The sequence below is a fragment of the Micrococcus sp. UYEF5 genome, assembly GCF_040546065.1.
Taxonomy (GTDB): domain Bacteria; phylum Actinomycetota; class Actinomycetes; order Actinomycetales; family Micrococcaceae; genus Micrococcus; species Micrococcus luteus.
This window is the reverse complement of record NZ_JBEPNB010000004.1, coordinates 155,058-173,584: the sequence shown is the minus strand read 5'-3', so window position 1 is coordinate 173,584 and position 18,527 is coordinate 155,058. Positions and strand designations below refer to the sequence as shown.

The following is an 18,527-nucleotide window of genomic DNA, read 5'->3' as shown; positions in this document are numbered from 1 at the left end:
CCCGGTGAGCACCGATCCGAACCTGACCGATGCCCCGCGCGAGGCCGCGCCGGGCACGGCCCTGTCCCGCTTCCACGCCGTGATCCCCGCCGGGGGCGTGGGCACCCGCCTGTGGCCCCTCTCGCGGGCCGCCGCGCCGAAGTTCCTCCACGACCTCACCGGCTCGGGCCAGACCCTGATCCGTGCCACGTGGGACCGTCTGGCGCCCCTGGCCGCGGGCATGCTCGTGGTGACCGGGGAGGCCCACCGGGAGGCGGTGTGCACGCAGCTGCCGGCCCTGGCGGAGACGGATCTGGTGCTCGAGCCCTCGCCCAAGGACTCCGCGGCCGCCATCGGCCTGGCCGCGGCGATCCTCTCCCTGCGCGACCCGGACACGATCATGGGCTCGTTCGCGGCGGATCAGGTGATCTCCCCGGTGGAGGTCTTCCAGGACGCGGTGCGGCAGGCCGTCGAGACGGCGGCCACGGGCCGGATCGTGACCATCGGCATCGAGCCCACGCACGCGGCCACGGGCTTCGGCTACATCCGCCGGGGCCGCCGTCTCCGCGTGGCCGGCGCCCCGGACGCGCACGACGTCGCCGCGTTCGTGGAGAAGCCGGACCTGAAGGTCGCCCAGCAGTACGTGAAGTCCGGCCGCTACCTCTGGAACGCGGGCATGTTCGTGGCGCCCGTGGGCCTCATGCTGGCCCACCTCGAGGAGAACGAGCCCGCGCTGCACGCCGGCCTGATGGAGATCGCCCGCGCGTGGGAGACGCCGGAGCGGGACGAGGTCATGGCCCGGGTGTGGCCCGAGCTGACGAAGACCGCCATCGACTACGCCGTGGCCGAGCCCGCCGCCGCCGTCGGCGACGTGGCCGTGATCCCCGGCTCCTTCACGTGGGACGACGTGGGGGACTTCGCGGCGATCGCCCGCCTGAACCCGGTCAGGGACGCCTCCGGCATCACGGTGATCGGCGACACTCCGCGCGTGTACTCGGACGACGCGTCCGGCGTCGTGGTGACGGACACGAAGCGCGTCATCGCGCTGATCGGCATCGAGGACGTCGTCGTCGTGGACACCGAGGACGCGCTGCTGGTCACCACCACGGAGCACGCCCAGGAGGTCAAGAAGGCCGTCGAGGCGCTCAAGGCCGAGGGCGTGGACGAGGTCCTCTGACCGCGCCCTGGGCCGGGTCCGGTCCGCACCGACCGGCACCCCCGGAGTAGGGTGCTGGGCCATGACCACCTCCGACTCCGTGCTGACCGGGCCCCGTCCGACCTCCGTCCCCTCGGTGGGCCCCGTGGTGGCCGAGCTCGAGGACGAGATCGTGTCCTTCCGCCGGGACCTGCACCGGCATCCCGAGCTCTCCTATGAGGAGTACCGCACCACCGACCGCATCGTGGAGCTGCTCTCCGGCTATGGGCTCTCGCCCGTGCGGATGGAGTCCACGGGCGCCTACGTGGACGTCGGGGAGGGGCCGGTGGTGCTGGCCCTGCGCGCGGACATCGACGCGCTGCCGGTCGAGGAGGAGACCGGCCTGCCCTACGTGTCCGTCAATGACGGCGTCGCGCACGCGTGCGGCCACGACATGCACACCGCCGTGATGGCGGGTGTGGCCGTCGCCCTCGGCCGCATCCTCCGCGGGGCCACCGCCGACCCCGACCTGCGCGCGGTCGGCGAGCGGGTCCACGGCACGGTCCGCGTCATCTTCCAGCCCGCGGAGGAGCGGCTGCCCGGCGGCTCCCTGGCCGTGCTGCGGCAGGGGATCCTCGACGACGTTCCCCGCATCCTGGCGGCGCACTGCGACCCCCAGGTCGACGTCGGCTCGATCGGCACCCGCATCGGCGCCATCACCTCGGCGGCGGACACGATCCGGATCACCCTCACCGGACGCGGGGGGCACACCTCGCGGCCCCACCTCACCGAGGACATGGTCTTCGCCCTGTCCCAGATCGCCGTGAACGTGCCCGCCGTGCTCTCCCGGCGGATCGACGTGCGCTCGGCCGTCTCCGTGGTGTGGGGGCAGATCGCCGCCGGCAGCGCGCCCAACGCGATCGACAACACCGGCTACCTGGCCGGGACCATGCGCTGCCTCGACGCGGACGTGTGGGAGGAGGCCGGTGCGCTGCTCGACGAGGTGGTCCGGCAGGTGGCCGCGCCGTACGGCGTGCACGTGCAGCTCGAGCACGTGCGCGGCGTCCCGCCGGTGCACAACACCGAGGGCGAGACGGCGCTGATCGAGACCGCGGCGCGGCGGGAGCTCGGCTCGCGGGCGATCGTCCTGACCCCGCAGTCGATGGGCGGCGAGGACTTCGCCTGGATGACCCAGAAGGTGCCCGGCTCCATGCTGCGCCTCGGCACCCGGTCCCCGGGTGGCCCCATCTACGATCTGCACCGCGGGGACTACGCGCCGGACGAGCGGGCCATCGGCGTGGGCATGCGGGTCTTCACCGCCGCCGCGCTGCAGGTGCTCACGGGCGAGGACCACCACTGACCCCGCCGCCCGCCCCCGCCGGAGGGGACGGGCCAACCGTTCGGTAGACTCGCGCACATCCGGACGGGGCCACCCGCACGGGCCCCGTCTTTCCGCGGCCACCGGCCGCGGACCTCGCACCGTGCCTTCCGAAATGAGGACCCCATGGGCATCGCCACCCCGTCGGCCGCGCGCCGCCGTCGTCTCCTGCTCCCCGCCGCCGCGCTCGGCGTCTCCGGCCTGCTGCTGACCGCGTGCGGCGCCCCGCCGGAGCAGTCCGAGGCATCGGGCTCCGGCGCCGCCGAGAGCGAGGCCGCCGCCACCGTGGACGGCGTCGGCTCGGACAACAACGACTACAAGGCCTGCATCGTCTCGGACGAGGGCGGCTTCGACGACCGCTCCTTCAACCAGTCCTCCTACGAGGGCCTCAAGGCCGCCGAGAAGGCCTACGGCATCACCGCCAGCGAGGCCGAGTCGAACGAGCCCAGCGAGTACACCCCGAACGTGACCGCCATGGTCAACGCCGACTGCGACGCCGTCATCGGCGTGGGCTTCCTCCTCGGTGACACCATGAAGCCGATCGCCGCCCAGCACTCGGACACCCACTTCTTCGGCGTGGACGTCACCGACGGCGACTTCACCGACAACTTCCAGAAGCTCACCTACGACACGGCGCAGGCGGCGTTCCTGGCCGGCTACCTGGCCGCGGGCACCACCGAGACCGGCACCGTGGCCACCTACGGAGGGGCCGAGTTGCCCACCGTCACCATCTTCATGGACGGCTTCGCCCGCGGCGTGGAGCACTACAACGAGGTCAAGGACGAGGACGTCAAGGTCCTGGGCTGGGACAAGGACGCGAAGACCGGCTCCTTCACGGGCGACTTCGAGAACGTGGCCAACGGCAAGACGAACACCGCCAACTTCATCAACGAGGGCGCCGACATCGTGATGCCGGTGGCCGGACCCGTGGGCCTGGGCACCCTGGACGCCGTCCGCGAGGCGAACCAGGGCGGCAAGGACGTCAAGGTCATCTGGCCGGACTCGGACGGCTACGAGTCCACCAAGGACGGCAACCTGATCCTCACCTCGGTGAAGAAGAACATGGGCCAGTCCGTCACCGACGTGATCGCCGCGGACCTGAAGGACGAGTTCTCGGCCGAGCCCTACGTGGGCACGCTGGAGAACAAGGGCGTCGAGCTGGCCCCGTTCCACGACTTCGAGGACACGGTGCCGCAGGAGCTCAAGGACGAGCTCAAGGACCTCGAGGCGAAGATCATCTCGGGCGAGCTGAAGGTCGGTTCGGAGTACTCCCCGGAGGCCTGACCCGCCTCGCCACCGCCGCGGGGCCGGCCCGGACCCCTCCGGACCGGCCCCGCGGCGCGCGGGCGCCCGGCCCGCCCCCGCCGCCGAGCGCGGCACCACGAGCATCGACCAGACGGAAGGCCCTCGATGAGGCTCGAACTGCGCGGGATCACCAAGCGCTTCGGCTCGTTCGCCGCGAACGAGGACGTGAACCTGACCGTGGAGTCGGGGCGGGTGCACACCCTCCTCGGCGAGAACGGCGCCGGCAAGTCCACCCTGATGAACGTCCTCTTCGGGCTCTACGAGCCCACCGAGGGGGAGATCCTCCTCGACGGCGAGCCCGTCCGGTTCTCCGGTCCCGGTGAGGCCATGCGCGCGGGCATCGGCATGGTGCACCAGCACTTCATGCTCGTGCCCGTCTTCACGGTGGCCGAGAACGTGGCCCTCGGCGACGAGCACACCCGCGCCCTGGGCGTGCTCGACCTCGAGGCCACCCGCCGGCGGATCCGGGAGATCTCCGCCCAGTACGGCTTCGACGTGGACCCGGACGCCGTCGTCGAGGACCTGCCCGTGGGCGTGCAGCAGCGCGTCGAGATCATCAAGGCCCTCGTCCGCGACGCGCGCATCCTCATCCTGGACGAGCCGACCGCCGTGCTCACCCCCCAGGAGACCGACGAGCTGCTCGGCATCATCCGGCAGCTGCGGGAGGACGGCACGGCGATCGTGTTCATCTCCCACAAGCTGCGCGAGGTCAAGGCCGTCTCGGACGACATCACCGTGCTGCGCCGCGGCCGCGTGGTCGGCACGGCGGACCCCTCCGCCGAGGCCGCCGAGCTGGCCGCCCTCATGGTGGGCCGGAGCGTCGTCCTCGAGCGGCGCAAGACGGCCCCGACCCTGGGGGAGGAGACGTTCCGCGTCGAGGACCTCTCCGTCGTCTCGCCCACGGGCCAGGTGCTGCTGGACGCCGTGTCCTTCGCCGTCCGCCAGGGCGAGGTGCTCGCCGTGGCCGGTGTGCAGGGCAACGGGCAGACCGAGCTGACCGAGGCGATCATGGGCCTGGTCAAGGCCACCGGCTCCGTCACCCTGGACGGTCGGGAGCTGATCGGCCGGTCCACCCGCCAGATCATCCGCGCCGGCGTCGGCTTCGTGCCCGAGGACCGCTCCACGGACGGGCTCGTCGGCCCGTTCTCCGTGGCGGAGAACATGGTGCTCAACCGGTACGACGTCGCCCCGGCCGGCAACGCCGTGCAGATGCGCCCCGCCGCGGTGCGGGCGCTCGCCGAGCGCCGCGTGGCCGAGTTCGACGTCCGCACCCAGGGCGTGGACCTGCCGGTCTCCTCCCTCTCGGGAGGCAACCAGCAGAAGGTCGTCATGGCCCGCGAACTCGTGGACGGGCTGCGCCTGTTCATCGCCTCGCAGCCCACGCGCGGCGTGGACGTCGGCTCGATCGAGTTCCTGCACGACCGGATCATCGCCGAGCGCGACGCCGGCACCCCCGTGCTGATCGTCTCCACCGAGCTGGACGAGGTCCTCGAGCTGGCGGACCGGATCGCCGTGATGTACCACGGGCGGATCGTCGGCATCGTGCCGGGGGACACCTCGCGCGAGACGCTCGGCCTCATGATGGCCGGCCAGACCCCCGACGACGCGGCCCTCGCCTCCGGCGCAGACGTCGCCGCGGGCACGCCCGGCACCGCCGGTGAGGCGCCCGCCGCCCACCCCACCACGGAAGGAGAGCGCCCGTGAGCACCGCCGCCCCGCAGCGCCCGGCCCCCGCGTCCGACGCGGCCGTCCGGCCCGCCCCCGCCGACTCCGCCCTGCGCCGGATCCTCTCGGGCAACGGCACGGTCACCGCCCTGGCGATCCTGCTGTCCCTGCTGATCTCCGGTCTGCTGATCATCGCCGTGGACGAGGACGTCCGCGACGCCGCCGGCTACTTCTTCGCCCGCCCGGGCGACCTGCTCTCCGCCGCCTGGGCCGCGTTCGCCGGGGCCTTCGCGGCCCTGTTCCGCGGCGCCGTCTTCAACTACCGGGCCTCGGACGCGACGGGCATGCTCTACCCGCTCACCGAGACCCTCACCGTGGCGACCCCGCTGATCATCATCTCGCTGGGCATCGCCATCGCCTTCCGGGCGGGCCTGTTCAACATCGGCGGCCAGGGCCAGTTCATCTTCGGCGCCATGTTCGCCACGTGGTTCGGCGTGCATCTGCACCTGCCGGCCGGCGTGCACCTGCTGCTCGTCGTCGTGATGGGCGTGCTCGGCGGCGTGCTGTGGGGCTCCGTCGTCGGCGTGCTCAAGGCCTGGACCGGCGCGCACGAGGTGATCCTCACGATCATGCTCAACTACGTGGCGGTGAACCTGCTCGCGTACCTGCTGAACACCCCCGTCCTGCGGGCACCCGGCACCACGAACCCGGTGTCCGCGCCGCTGGACCGCTCCGCCATGTTCCCGCGGCTGCTGGGGACCGACTTCCGGCTGCACTGGGGCTTCTTCGTCGCGCTGCTGGCCGTGCTCTTCACGTGGTGGCTGATGCAGCGCTCCACCCTCGGCTTCCGCCTGCGGGCCGTGGGCGCCAACCCGGACGCCGCCCGCACGGCCGGCATCTCCGTCAAGGGCTCCTACCTGGCCGCCATGGCGATCTCCGGCGGCCTCGCCGGCCTGGCCGGCGCCACCCACGTGGCCGGCACGGAGAGCACGCTGAACACCTCCGTGGCCGGGTCCTTCGGCTTCGACGCGATCACGGTGGCGCTGCTCGGCCGGTCCCACCCGGTGGGCGTGCTGTTCGCGGGCCTGCTCTTCGGCGCCCTGCGCGCCGGCGGCGTGACCATGCAGACCGAGACCGGGGTGCCGGTCGACATCGTCCTCGTGGTGCAGTCCGTGATCGTGCTGCTCATCGCGGCCCCGCCGCTGGTGCGCGCCATCTTCCGGCTGCCCGCCCCGGGCGCCGCGCGCGCCCGCCGCGCGGCCGACCCCGTGACCCAGCCCGCCGTGGCCGGCGCCGCGCTGACCGGCGCCGGCGGCCACGCCGCCGCCCCGTCCACGGGCGTCCAGGAGGCCGCGACCGCCGCCGTCGCGGACCCGCAGGCTCCGACCACTGCACCCACGGACACGGCCCCGACCCACCGCCCGCACGAGCAGAAGGGGGACGCCCGATGAGCGCGACCGCCGCCCGGCCCCACGCCGACGTCGTCCGCCCCGAGGCCGCCGAGCCCGCCCGGGTCGTGGTCCGGCACTGGACCACCCCGATCGCCCTGACGATCCTGACCCTGCTGGCCCTGGCCGTCTTCGCCCTCGGCGCCCCCGAGGCGGCGGCGACCTTCCGACTCTCGAACGCGTCCGACGCCGTCGTGCTCCCGGACCTGACCGCCGACCCCGTGCTGGGGGGCTGGCTGCTCGTCGGGCTCATGGCGCTGCTGACCGCGGTGGCCTGGCTGGCGACCCTGCGCTCGGGGCGCACCCCCGGCTGGGCCGCGGCCCCGTTCGCCGTCGCCTTCGTGGCCGCGTTCCTCATCTGGGTGATCGGCTCGGCGGACAACACCACCGTGTTCCTCACCGGCCTGATCGCCGGCTCGTTCGCGCTGGCCGTCCCGCTGATCTTCGGCTCGATGGCCGGCATCCTGGCCGAGCGCTCGGGCGTGGTGAACATCGCGATCGAGGGTCAGCTGCTGGCGGGCGCGTTCACGGCCGCCGTCGTCGGCACCGCCACCGGCTCGCCCTGGGCGGGCCTGGTCGCCGCCATCGTGGCCGGCGTCCTCGTGTCCTGGCTGCTCGCCGTGTTCTCGATCAAGTACCTGGTCAACCAGGTGATCGTCGGCGTCGTGCTCAACGTGCTCGTGGCCGGCCTGACGAGCTTCCTGTACTCCACCGTCCTCACGGACGGGGACACCGAGCTCAACGCGCCGCCGCACTTCCCGAACCTGCGGATCCCGGGCCTGGCGGACATCCCCGTGCTCGGGCCCATCCTGTTCGACCAGACGATCCTGGGCTACGCGATGTACCTGCTCGTGATCGCGCTGTGGTTCGCCCTGTTCCGCACCCGCTGGGGCCTGCGCGTGCGCGCCGTGGGCGAGCACCCCAAGGCCGCGGACACCGTGGGCATCGACGTGAACCGCACGCGGTACGCCGCCGTCCTGCTGGGCGGTGCGGTGGCCGGCATGGGCGGGGCGTTCTTCACGCTCGTCTCCGCGTCGTCCTTCACCAAGGAGATGACGGCGGGCCAGGGCTTCATCGCGCTCGCGGCCGTGATCTTCGGCCGCTGGAACCCGATCGGCGCGTTCTTCGCGGCGCTGCTGTTCGGCTTCGCCACCAACATGCAGTACGTCCTGGCGATCCTCGGCACCCCGGTGCCGAGCCAGTTCATGGCGATGCTCCCGTACCTCGTCACGGTGTTCGCCGTGGCCGGCCTCGTGGGCCGCTCGCGCGGCCCGGCCGCCTCGGGCGTGCCGTACGTGAAGGAGTAGCCGTGGCGGACGGGCAGCACACGACGACGGCGCCGCGCGTGGACTGGGACCGGCTGCGGGCCGCGGCCCTGGCCGCCACGGAGCACGCCTACGTGCCCTACTCGGGGTTCCGGGTGGGCGCCGCCGCGCTCACCGACGACGGCCGCCTCGTCTCGGGCTGCAACATCGAGAACGCGTCCTACGGGCTGACCCTGTGCGCCGAGTGCGCGCTGCTGGCCGACCTGCGCATGGGCGGGGGCGGCCGACTGGCCGCGTTCGTGTGCGTGGACGGCGCGGGCGTGCTCACCATGCCCTGCGGGCGGTGCCGCCAGCTGCTGTACGAGTTCCGCGCCCCCGGGCTCGTGCTGCTCACCCCGGCGGGGGAGCGGGGGATCGACGCGGTGCTGCCGGACGCCTTCGGCCCGGCCGACCTGGAGCGGGCGGACCGTCCCTGACCTGCGGCGCGCTCCCGGGCCCGCTCGCTAGAGTCGGAGGCTGACCGTCGCAGCCGTCCCCCGAGGAGACCCCCATGACCGCGCAGCCGCAGGCCGAGCCCTTCGACGCCGTCGAGGTGATCCGCACCAAGCGGGACCGGGGGACGCTGTCCCCCGAGCAGATCGACTGGGTGGTGGACGCGTACACCCGCGGCGTGGTGGCGGACGAGCAGATGTCCGCCCTGGCCATGGCGATCCTGCTCAACGGCATGGACCGCGCCGAGATCGCCCGCTGGACGGACGCGATGATCGCCTCGGGCGAGCGCATGGACTTCGGCGGGCTCACCACCCCGGACGGCCGCCCCCTGGCCACCGCGGACAAGCACTCCACCGGCGGCGTGGGGGACAAGATCACCCTGCCGCTGGCCCCGCTCGTGGCCTCCTTCGGGGTGGCCGTGCCGCAGCTGTCCGGCCGCGGCCTCGGCCACACCGGCGGCACCCTGGACAAGCTCGAGGCGATCCCCGGGTGGCGGGCCGACCTCAGCAACGAGGCGATGCTGCGCCAGCTCTCCGAGGTGGGCGCGGTGATCTGCGCCGCCGGCTCCGGCCTGGCCCCGGCGGACAAGCGCCTGTACGCCCTGCGCGACGTCACGGGCACGGTGGAGGCCATCCCGCTGATCGCCTCCTCGATCATGTCCAAGAAGATCGCCGAGGGCACCGGCGCCCTCGTGCTGGACGTCAAGTGCGGCTCGGGCGCGTTCATGAAGGACGAGGCGTCCGCCCGCGAGCTGGCCCGGACCATGGTGGACCTCGGCCGGGACGCCGGGGTGGACACCTCGGCGCTGCTCACGGACATGTCCGTGCCCCTGGGCCGGACGGCCGGCAACGCCCTCGAGGTCCGCGAGTCGGTGGAGGTGCTCGCCGGCGGCGGCCCGGCCGACGTCGTGGAGCTCACCGTGGCGCTCGCCGCCGCGATGCTCGCCGGCGCCGGGGTCACGGACGTGGACCCGGCCGAGCACCTGGCCAACGGCCGGGCGATGGACGTGTGGAACCGGATGATCGAGGCCCAGGGCGGCGACCCCCGCGCAGCCCTCCCGACGGCGGCCCACACCGAGGACGTCGTCGCGGAGACGGACGGCGTCCTCACCGAGCTGGACGCGATGGCCGTGGGCCTGACCGCGTGGCGCCTCGGCGCCGGGCGGGAGCGACAGGGCCAGGCCGTCCAGGCCGCGGCCGGCGTCGAGGTGCACGTGCGCCCCGGCGAGCGCGTGGCCCGGGGTCAGAAGGTGCTGACCCTGCACACGGACACGCCGGAGCGCTTCGAGCGGGCGAGGGCCGCGCTCGCCGGCGGCTGGTCCGTCGGCGAGCTCGACGACGACGCCGCCCGGGCCCTGCGCGAGCGCTCCGTGATCCTGGACCGGATCGGCTGACCGGATGCTCGCGTGGCTCGAGGGGGCGATCCTCCACGCCTCCGCGCAGTGGTGGGTCCTGCCGCTGACGCTGCTGCTGTGCCTGCTCGACGGCATCGTGCCGATCTTCCCGTCGGAGTCGGTGCTGGTGGCCCTCGGCGCGATCGTCCGCGACGGGCATCCGTTCTCCCTGTGGGCGCTGTGGGGGGTCGGCTTCGCGGGCGCGTTCCTGGGGGACGTGGCCGCGTACGCGATCGGCCGTGCCGTGGGCGTGGAGCGGTTCCGGTGGATGCGGCTGCGGCGGGTGCGGGCCACGGTCGAGGTCGCCCGTCACCACCTGCACAGCCACGGCGCGCTGCTGCTGTTCACCGCCCGGTTCATCCCCGGCGGCCGCGTGGCCCTGAACCTCACGGCCGGCGCCACCCGCTATCCGCCGGTGCGGTTCGTGGCGCTGGACCTGCTCTCCACGGCCAGCTGGGCCGCGTACTCGATCATGATCGCGCGCCTGACCGCGGGCTGGCTGGAGAACCCGGTGCTGCAGATCGCCGTCTCCGTGACGGGTGCCGCGCTCGTGGGCCTGCTGCTGGACCGCCTGCTCAAGGCCCTGCTGCGCCGCCGGCTGGGCGCCGGGGTGAAGGGCCTCACCCTGGCCGAGCAGGAGGCCCTGCGCTGAGCGCCCTGCCGTAGAGTGACGCCCGTGACGACGACGCAGCTTCCGGACACCGCATCCCCCTCCCCGCTCGAGGTCGACCTGGCCGTCCTGCCCAAGGTCTCCCTCCACGACCACCTCGACGGCGGCCTGCGCGTGGGCACCGTCCTCGACCTGGCCCGCGAGGCCGGCGTCGAGGTCCCCGCGGACACCGTCGAGGGCCTGGCCGAGTGGATCGCCGAGCACGCCAACGGCGAGTCCCTCGAGAAGTACCTGCAGGTCTTCGCCCTGACCACCGCCGTGATGCAGACCCGCGAGCAGCTGCGCCGCGTGGCCCGCGAGTTCGTCGAGGACCTGGTCGCCGACGGCGTCGTCTACGGCGAGATCCGCTGGGCCCCCGAGCAGCACCTGGCCGGCGGGCTGAGCCTGGACGAGGCCGTCGAGGCCGTGCAGGCCGGCCTGGACGAGGCGGTCGAGGCCGCCGACGCCGCGGGCCACGTGATCCGCGTGGGCCAGCTGGTCACCGCGATGCGGCACGCCGACCGGGCCCAGGAGATCGCCGAGCTGGCCGTGCGCCACCGCGAGGCCGGCGTCGTGGGCTTCGACATCGCGGGCGCCGAGGCCGGGTTCCCGCCCTCCCGCTTCGCCGACACCTTCACGTGGCTGGCCGCCCACCACCTGCCCGTCACCGTGCACGCGGGCGAGGGCGACGGCCTGGACTCCGTCCGCTCGGCCCTCGTGGACGGCCGCGCCCTGCGCCTGGGCCACGGCGTGCGCCTGGCGGAGGACATCTCGGTGGAGTACGGCGGCGTGGACGAGGACGGCGAGCAGCTGGACGAGCTGACCGGCATCGTGGACCTGGGCGAGACCGCCGCGTGGGTGCGGGACCGGCAGATCGCCCTGGAGGTCTGCCCGTCCTCGAACCTGCAGACCGGCGCGGTGGACGCCGCGGCGGGCATCGCGGGCCATCCCATCGACCTGCTCGTGCAGCTCGGCTTCCGCGTCACCGTGAACACGGACAACCGGCTCGTCTCGGACGTGTCCCTGACCGACGAGCTCTACCTGCTCGCCGAGACCTTCGGCTACTCGCTCTCCGAGCTGCTGGACCTGCAGCTCAACGCGGCCGAGGCCGCCTTCCTGTCCGTGGACGAGCGCGAGGACCTCGCCGAGATCCTCGTGGCCGGCTGGGGCGAGGTCATCTCCGGCGACGCCGTCGGCCCGGTCCTCGAGGAGCTGGACGACGAGGACGAGGACGACTGATCCGCCCGTGAGCGCGAGTGTGGACCGTCTGGTGGCGGTGGTCGAGGCCCTGCGCGACCACTGCCCGTGGACGGCCGCGCTCACGCATGCCGACCTCGCCGAGTACCTCGTGGAGGAGGCGTACGAGGCGGTGGCGGAGATCGAGTCCCGCGACGCCGCCGCGTGGGCCGACGTGCCCGCGCGTCGGGCCGACGGCGCGTACCCCGCCCTGGCCGCCGAGCTCGGGGACGTCCTGTTCCAGGTGGTCCTGCACGCCGCCGTCTCCCGGGCGCCGGGCGCCCCGGCGGAGACGGCCGGGTTCCGCGTGGACGACGCCGCCGACGCCCTCACGGCCAAGATGATCCGGCGCAACCCGCTCGTGCTCACCCCCGAGGGCGGCCTGCGCCCGGCCGAGGAGCTCGCCGCCGTCACGCCGGAGGCCGTCGAGCTGGCCTGGGAGCGGGTCAAGGCGCAGGAGCGGGCGGCCGCGGGGCTCTCGTCCGCCGCCCCGGCCCACGGCGACGGCGGCACCGGCCCGGGCCTCGACGTCGGCGACATCCCGGCCCGGCTGCCGGCGCTGGCCGCCGCCGCGAAGGTGGTCGACCGCGCGGCCCGGCAGGAGCCGGACCCGCTCGCGGCGCACGTCCCGGCGCCGGCCGCCGAGGCGGGGGAGCGCCCGGCGGCGGTGTGGCCCGACGAGGCCGCGCTCGGGGCGGAGCTGTTCGCGCTGGTGCGCCGGGCCCGGGCGGCGGGGCTCGACCCCGAACGGGCCCTGCGCACCACGGTGGCGCGAGTGCGTGCGGGGGACTGGTCGGCGCTGCGTCCGTCCGGCTGACGCGGCGCCGCGCCGGCCCGGCCGCAGCCCCGACCGCGCCCCAGCGACATCGCAGCCGGGGGGAACGGCGGTCTTGTCGCCGGCGCGCGGCCGACCGGAACCGGAGGTCCCCGCTAGGCTGAGGCCGTGTCCACGCCGCGGGCACGACTTCCGACTTCGATTGAAGGAGACCCGTCCATGGCCCTGATCGACGCCATCCACGCTCGCGAGATCCTCGACTCGCGCGGCAACCCCACCGTCGAGGTGGAGGTCCTGCTCACCGACGGCTCCCTGGGCCGCGCGGCCGTGCCCTCGGGCGCGTCCACCGGCGAGTTCGAGGCGGTCGAGCGCCGTGACGGGGACAAGAAGCGCTACGGCGGGAAGGGCGTGCTGGACGCCGTCGCCGCGGTCGAGGGCATCGCGGAGGAGCTCGAGGGCGAGTTCGCCGCGGACCAGCGCGCCGTGGACCGCGCGATGCGGGACCTGGACGGCACCCCCAACAAGGGCACGCTGGGCGCGAACGCGATCCTGGGCGTGTCGATGGCCGTCGCCGTGGCCGCCGCGCAGGCCTCCGACCTCATGCTCTACAAGTACCTGGGCGGCCCGAACGCCCACGTGCTGCCCGTGCCGATGATGAACATCCTCAACGGCGGCGCCCACGCGGACTCCAACGTGGACATCCAGGAGTTCATGATCGCCCCGATCGGCGCCCCGTCCTTCCGCGAGGCCCTGCGCTGGGGCACCGAGGTCTACCACGCCCTGAAGACCGTGCTGCAGGAGAAGGGCCTGTCCACCGGCCTGGGCGACGAGGGCGGGTTCGCCCCGTCCCTGGAGTCCAACCGCGCCGCCCTGGACCTCATCGCCGAGGCCGTGACGAAGGCCGGCTACCGCCTGGGCGAGGACATCGCGCTGGCGCTGGACGTCGCCTCCTCCGAGTTCTTCGACAAGGGCTCCTACACCTTCGAGGGCCAGCAGCGCTCCGCCGAGGAGATGGCCGCCTACTACACCGAGCTGGTGGACAACTACCCGATCGTCTCCATCGAGGACCCGCTCGACGAGGACGACTGGGACGGCTGGCAGCACCTGACCGCGCAGCTGGGCGATCGCGTCCAGCTGGTGGGCGACGACCTGTTCGTCACCAACGTGGAGCGGCTGCAGCGCGGCATCGACGAGAAGGCCGGCAACGCCCTGCTCGTGAAGGTCAACCAGATCGGCTCCCTGACCGAGACCTTCGACGCGATCGCCCTGGCCCAGCGCCACATGTTCCACTGCATGATCTCGCACCGCTCGGGCGAGACCGAGGACACGTTCATCGCGGACCTCGCGGTGGCCACCAACGCCGGCCAGATCAAGACCGGCGCCCCGGCCCGCTCGGACCGCGTGGCCAAGTACAACCAGCTGCTGCGCATCGAGGAGGACCTGGCCGACGCCGCCGTCTACGCGGGCCGCTCCGCCTTCCCGCGCTTCCGCGGCTGACCGTCCCCGACGACGACGCGCGGGCCCGCCCGGATCCCTCCGGGCGGGCCCGCGTCCGTCCCGGGGGCGGCCAGGAGCCTGCCAGGGGCGGGCAGTAGGCTGGGAGGGTCCCCGCCACGCGTCCGAAGGAGTCCGCGATGAGTCCGCGCCGCCCCCGCGTGCCCCGTGTCGACCCGACGACGGGCGCCCCGCGCCGGACCGCCGTCGCGGCCCCGGCGGCCCCGACGACGGCCTCCCCGAAGGCGGACACGCCCACGCCGACCCCCGCGGCCCCCACGCCGGCGCCCGCGGCGACGGACGCAGAGGTCATCGACCTGCAGAGCGTCCAGGAGCGCCGCCAGGCCGGTCACCCCGGACACCTGGACGGGCACCCGGACGCGGACCGGGCCGACACGGCCCCCGCCGGGGACACCGCCGCCCCCGCATCCCCGTCGGCACCCCCGCGCCGCACGGCTCCGGCCCGCCCGGCCGGGCGTCGGCCCCGGCCCGCCCCCCGCCGCGCCGCATCCGCCGCCGCCACGGCCGCCCGCCGTCGGGCCCCGCTGCCGGAGCCGGTGCCGGCCCGGCAGATCACGGGCCGCTCGCTCATCGTCGTCGCCGTGCTGCTGGTGGCCGCCGTCCTGGTGGCGCCCACGCTGCGCGCGTTCCTGAACCAGCAGCTGGAGATCTCGGCCGCGCGCGAGGAGATCGCCACCATGCAGGCCCAGCGCGAGGACTACGAACGGCGGATCCAGCTGTGGGACGATCCCGCCTACGTGACCCAGCAGGCGCGTGAGCGTCTCGAGCTGGTCATGCCGGGGGAGACCCTGTACTCCGTGACGGGGCGGCCCTCCGAGACCGACACCGAGGCCGAGGACACGCCCGCCGCCGGCGCGGACGAGGTCGTCAACACCCGCCTGCCGTGGGCCGAGGGCCTGTGGGACTCGGCCGTCCGCGCCGGGCTCGAGTGAACCCCGCGTCCCGCCCCCGCCCGCACCACCCCCGCACCCCCGAGGACACCATGACCGTCAGCCCCCGCCCCGCCCAGGACCGCACCGTCACCGAGCAGGACCTGGACACCCTGTCCCGCCAGCTCGGCCGCCCGGTCCGGGACGTCGTGGAGATCGGTGCCCGCTGCGTGTGCGGCAACCCCCTCGTGGCCACCACCGCGCCGCGGCTCTCCAACGGCATCCCGTTCCCCACGACCTTCTACCTGACGCACCCCGTGCTGACGGCGGCGGTCTCGCGCGTGGAGGCGGACGGGGAGATGGCGCGCATGAACGACCGCCTCGCCCAGGACCCCGCGCTCGCGGCCGCGCACCGCGCGGCGCACGAGGCCTACATCGCCGAGCGGGACCGGGTCGGGGCCGAGGCCGGCACGGGGCCCGTCCCGGAGATCGCCGGGGTCTCGGCCGGCGGCATGCCCGAGCGCGTGAAGTGCCTGCACGCCCTCGTGGGCCACGCGCTCGCGGCCGGGCCGGGGGTGAACCCGCTCGGTGACGAGGCGATCGCCCTGGTGGCCCCGTGGTGGACGCCCGAGGTCTGCGCGTGCGAGGGCGCGTGGGACGAGGCCGCGGCGGTGCCCACGAAGGACCTGTCCCGGCACGTGAGGCACCTCGAACGCGTCGCCGCGCTCAAGGAGGTCACGGTGGCCGGCGTGGACTGCGGCACGAACTCCATCCGCCTGCTGATCTCCCGGCCGGCCGGGACGGATGAGACCACCGGCGCCGTGGCCGACCCGACGGCGCCGCTGGCCGACGTCGTGCGCGAGATGCGCGTGGTGCGCCTGGGCGAGGGCGTGGACGCCACCGGCGCGTTCTCCGACGCCGCGCTGGAGCGCACCTTCGCGGCGGTGGACGAGTACGCCCGCCTGGTCCAGCGCCACCACGCCGGCCGGGTCCGGTTCGTGGCCACCTCCGCCAGCCGGGACGTCTCCAACCGGGCCGCGTTCGTCGACGGCGTCCGGGAGCGGCTCGGCGTCGAGCCGGAGGTCGTCTCGGGCGCCGAGGAGGCCGGCCTGTCCTTCGCGGGCGCCGTCTCCGCCGTCGAGACCGCGGACCTGGGCCCGGAGGACCTCGTGCTCGTCGTGGACCTCGGCGGCGGCTCCACCGAGCTGGTCGTCGGCACGCCCGCGGGCGAGGTCGTGGGCGCGGTCAGCCTGGACATGGGCTGCGTGCGGTTCACCGAGCGTCATCTGCGCTCCGACCCCCCGACGTCGGACGAGGTCGCCGCGGCCCGCGCGGACGCCCGCCGCCTCCTCGACGACGCCGCCGCCCGCCTGCCGCTGGAACGCGTGGCGCGCGTGGTCGGCGTGGCCGGCTCGGTGACCACCGTGACCGCCGAGGCCCTCGGGCTCAGCACGTACGAGCCCGAGGCCATCCACGGTGCGCGCCTGCCGATCGCCGAGTTCCGCGCGGCGGCGGAGGGCCTCGTGGCGGCGACCCGGGCCGAACGCGCCGAGCGGGGGTTCATGCACCCGGGACGGGTGGACGTGATCGGCGCGGGCGCGCTGCTGTGGAGCACCGTCCTGGAGCGGGTGGCCGAGGTCGCGGGCGTCACCGAGGCCTGGGCGAGCGAGCACGACATCCTGGACGGGATCGTGCTCTCGCTGCGGTCCTGACCACGACGGCGGAGAGTGGAGGGGCCGGGCCCGTGCGTGCGTAGACTGGCGGTATGTCTCTCACTCCTGAACTGTCTCCCAAGCCGCGCCTGCTGATCGTCGGCGGCGGCTACGCCGGGTTCCATGTCGCCCGCGAGCTGCAGAAGAAGGTCGCCGAGCGCGGCGGCGTCGTGACCGTCGTCGACCCCCGCCCGTACATGACGTACTACCCGTTCCTGCCCGAGGTCGTGGGCGGCCACATCGAGGGCCGCCACGTGAACGTGGACCTGCAGACGCACCTCAAGGACGCCGAGGTCGTCCGCGGCGCCGTCGTGTCCGTGGACCACGCCGGCCGCACCGCCGTGGTGCGCGGCGAGGGCGGCGACGAGTTCGAGATCCCGTACCAGGACATCGTGATGACCGCGGGCGCCGTGACCCGCGTGTTCCCCATCCCGGGTCTGGGCGAGCAGGGCATCGGTCTGCGCTCGGTCGAGGAGGCCGTCCAGCTGCGCAACCAGATCCTGGAGCGCCTGGACGCCGGTTCCCTGATGACGGACGCCGAGGAGCGCAAGCGTGCCCTGACCTTCGTGGTGGTGGGCGGCGGCTTCGCCGGGATCGAGGCCATCGCGGAGATGGAGAACCTCATCCGCAACGCCGTGGAGCGCAACGAGCGCCTCTCCCAGTCGGAGATCCGGATCGTCCTCGTCGAGGCCATGGGCCGCATCATGCCCGAGGTCTCCGAGGAGCAGGCCCAGGGCGTGGTGGAGCACCTGAAGGACCGCGGCATCGAGGTCCTGCTCAACACCTCGCTGGGCGACGCCACGGACGGCGTCATGAAGCTCGTGGCCATGCCCTCCAAGGAGGAGGCGGAGACCTTCGCGGCGGACACCCTCGTGTGGTGCGCCGGCGTGGTGGCCAACTCCGTGGTCAGGAGCACCGACTTCCCGGTGGACGACCGCGGCCGCGTGGAGGCCACCCCCACCCTGCAGATCAAGGACGGCGAGGCCGGCGCGCTCGAGGGTGCGTGGGCCTGCGGCGACGTCTCCGCCGTGCCGGACCTGACCGGGGCCGGCCCGGGCGGCTTCTGCGTCCCGAACGCCCAGCACGCCATCCGTCAGGCCAAGCGTCTGGCCGCCAACTACATGGCCGTGCGCCACGGCGAGGGCGAGGTGCAGGAGTACGTGCACAAGTCCCTGGGCACCGTGGCGGGGCTGGGCTTCGGCCGCGGCGTGGGCAACCCGCTGGGCACCAAGATCGCCGGCATCCCGGCGTTCCTGGCCCACCGCGGCTACCACGGCTACGCGATGCCCACCCTGGAGCGGAAGTTCCGCATCCTGTCCGGCTGGGTCGCCGAGACCCTGTTCGGCCGTGACTCCACCTCGGTGGCGGGCCTGGACACCCCGTTCAACCCGTTCCGCCGCGCCGCGGGCGTCGAGCTCGAGCCCGGCCGCTTCGAGCGGCAGCGGGCCCTCGAGTCCTCGAAGGGCTGATCCCGCAGCCAGCGGGCCGCCGGCCCCGTCCGAGCGCATCGGGCGGGGCCGGCGTCGTCCGCACCCGGGCCCGCGTCCACGGGCCCGCCACGCCCCCGTGGCCCAACTGGCAGAGGCGGCCGACTTAAAATCGGCGTGTTGCGGGTTCGAGTCCCGCCGGGGGCACCACGCGTCTCCCCGCGCGCCTCGCTTCTGCGCCCACCGTGAACAGCCGGTGAACCGGCGCGGATCCACGCTCCGAC

15 protein-coding genes and 1 tRNA gene are annotated in these 18,527 nt (G+C 74.2%); all 16 read left to right on the top strand.

Annotated features, from left to right (window positions below; genetic code table 11):
- Window positions 1-4 precede the first annotated feature (4 nt).
- The 16 genes from ABIB16_RS05950 (at window position 5) to ABIB16_RS05875 (ending at window position 18,453) form a co-directional block, all read left to right on the top strand.
- Window positions 5-1,156, top strand: coding sequence for a mannose-1-phosphate guanylyltransferase (locus tag ABIB16_RS05950; protein WP_044659646.1), 1,152 nt, complete (start codon window positions 5-7; stop codon window positions 1,154-1,156).
- A gap of 61 nt (window positions 1,157-1,217) precedes the next feature.
- Window positions 1,218-2,474: an amidohydrolase gene (locus tag ABIB16_RS05945; RefSeq protein WP_036314553.1), complete on the top strand. Its 1,257-nt coding sequence runs from the start codon at window positions 1,218-1,220 to the stop codon at window positions 2,472-2,474.
- A 144-nt stretch (window positions 2,475-2,618) separates the two neighbouring features.
- Complete coding sequence (locus tag ABIB16_RS05940) at window positions 2,619-3,776, top strand: BMP family lipoprotein (protein ID WP_354436108.1); 1,158 nt, start codon at window positions 2,619-2,621, stop codon at window positions 3,774-3,776.
- Between the two features lie 126 nt (window positions 3,777-3,902).
- Window positions 3,903-5,501 carry an ABC transporter ATP-binding protein gene (locus ABIB16_RS05935; RefSeq protein WP_036340061.1) on the top strand — a complete coding sequence of 533 codons (1,599 nt, stop codon included), beginning with the start codon at window positions 3,903-3,905 and terminating at the stop codon, window positions 5,499-5,501.
- Window positions 5,498-6,913 (top strand): ABC transporter permease, encoded by a 1,416-nt coding sequence (locus tag ABIB16_RS05930; protein WP_148408464.1) that lies wholly within the window; start codon window positions 5,498-5,500, stop codon window positions 6,911-6,913. Before ABIB16_RS05935 ends, ABIB16_RS05930 begins: the two co-directional genes overlap by 4 nt.
- The gene (locus tag ABIB16_RS05925) at window positions 6,910-8,217 is read left to right on the top strand and encodes an ABC transporter permease (RefSeq protein ID WP_036336743.1); all 1,308 of its coding nucleotides are present in this window, start codon (window positions 6,910-6,912) and stop codon (window positions 8,215-8,217) included. The genes ABIB16_RS05930 and ABIB16_RS05925 overlap by 4 nt, the downstream gene beginning before the upstream one ends.
- A gap of 2 nt (window positions 8,218-8,219) precedes the next feature.
- Window positions 8,220-8,651 (top strand): cytidine deaminase, encoded by a 432-nt coding sequence (locus ABIB16_RS05920; protein ID WP_036336742.1) that lies wholly within the window; start codon window positions 8,220-8,222, stop codon window positions 8,649-8,651.
- A 74-nt stretch (window positions 8,652-8,725) separates the two neighbouring features.
- Window positions 8,726-10,060 carry a thymidine phosphorylase gene (locus ABIB16_RS05915; protein WP_036336740.1) on the top strand — a complete coding sequence of 445 codons (1,335 nt, stop codon included), beginning with the start codon at window positions 8,726-8,728 and terminating at the stop codon, window positions 10,058-10,060.
- A 4-nt stretch (window positions 10,061-10,064) separates the two neighbouring features.
- Window positions 10,065-10,712: a DedA family protein gene (locus ABIB16_RS05910; protein WP_036336738.1), complete on the top strand. Its 648-nt coding sequence runs from the start codon at window positions 10,065-10,067 to the stop codon at window positions 10,710-10,712.
- Window positions 10,713-10,736: 24 nt separating this feature from the next.
- Window positions 10,737-11,948: an adenosine deaminase gene (locus tag ABIB16_RS05905; protein ID WP_036384864.1), complete on the top strand. Its 1,212-nt coding sequence runs from the start codon at window positions 10,737-10,739 to the stop codon at window positions 11,946-11,948.
- 7 nt (window positions 11,949-11,955) lie between these two features.
- Window positions 11,956-12,762 (top strand): MazG nucleotide pyrophosphohydrolase domain-containing protein, encoded by an 807-nt coding sequence (locus ABIB16_RS05900; protein ID WP_122053959.1) that lies wholly within the window; start codon window positions 11,956-11,958, stop codon window positions 12,760-12,762.
- A 177-nt stretch (window positions 12,763-12,939) separates the two neighbouring features.
- A complete protein-coding gene (gene eno, locus ABIB16_RS05895) occupies window positions 12,940-14,217 on the top strand; it encodes a phosphopyruvate hydratase (protein ID WP_063189010.1) in 1,278 nt (425 codons plus the stop codon).
- A 137-nt stretch (window positions 14,218-14,354) separates the two neighbouring features.
- Window positions 14,355-15,167, top strand: coding sequence for an FtsB family cell division protein (locus tag ABIB16_RS05890; RefSeq protein ID WP_134416304.1), 813 nt, complete (start codon window positions 14,355-14,357; stop codon window positions 15,165-15,167).
- 50 nt (window positions 15,168-15,217) lie between these two features.
- On the top strand, window positions 15,218-16,816 hold the full coding sequence (locus ABIB16_RS05885; RefSeq protein ID WP_141843381.1) for a DUF501 domain-containing protein: 1,599 nt from the start codon (window positions 15,218-15,220) through the stop codon (window positions 16,814-16,816).
- 53 nt (window positions 16,817-16,869) lie between these two features.
- Window positions 16,870-18,285: an NAD(P)/FAD-dependent oxidoreductase gene (locus ABIB16_RS05880; protein WP_060973857.1), complete on the top strand. Its 1,416-nt coding sequence runs from the start codon at window positions 16,870-16,872 to the stop codon at window positions 18,283-18,285.
- 91 nt (window positions 18,286-18,376) lie between these two features.
- Window positions 18,377-18,453: transfer RNA gene (locus ABIB16_RS05875), tRNA-Leu, on the top strand.
- The last annotated feature ends 74 nt before the right edge of the window (window positions 18,454-18,527 follow it).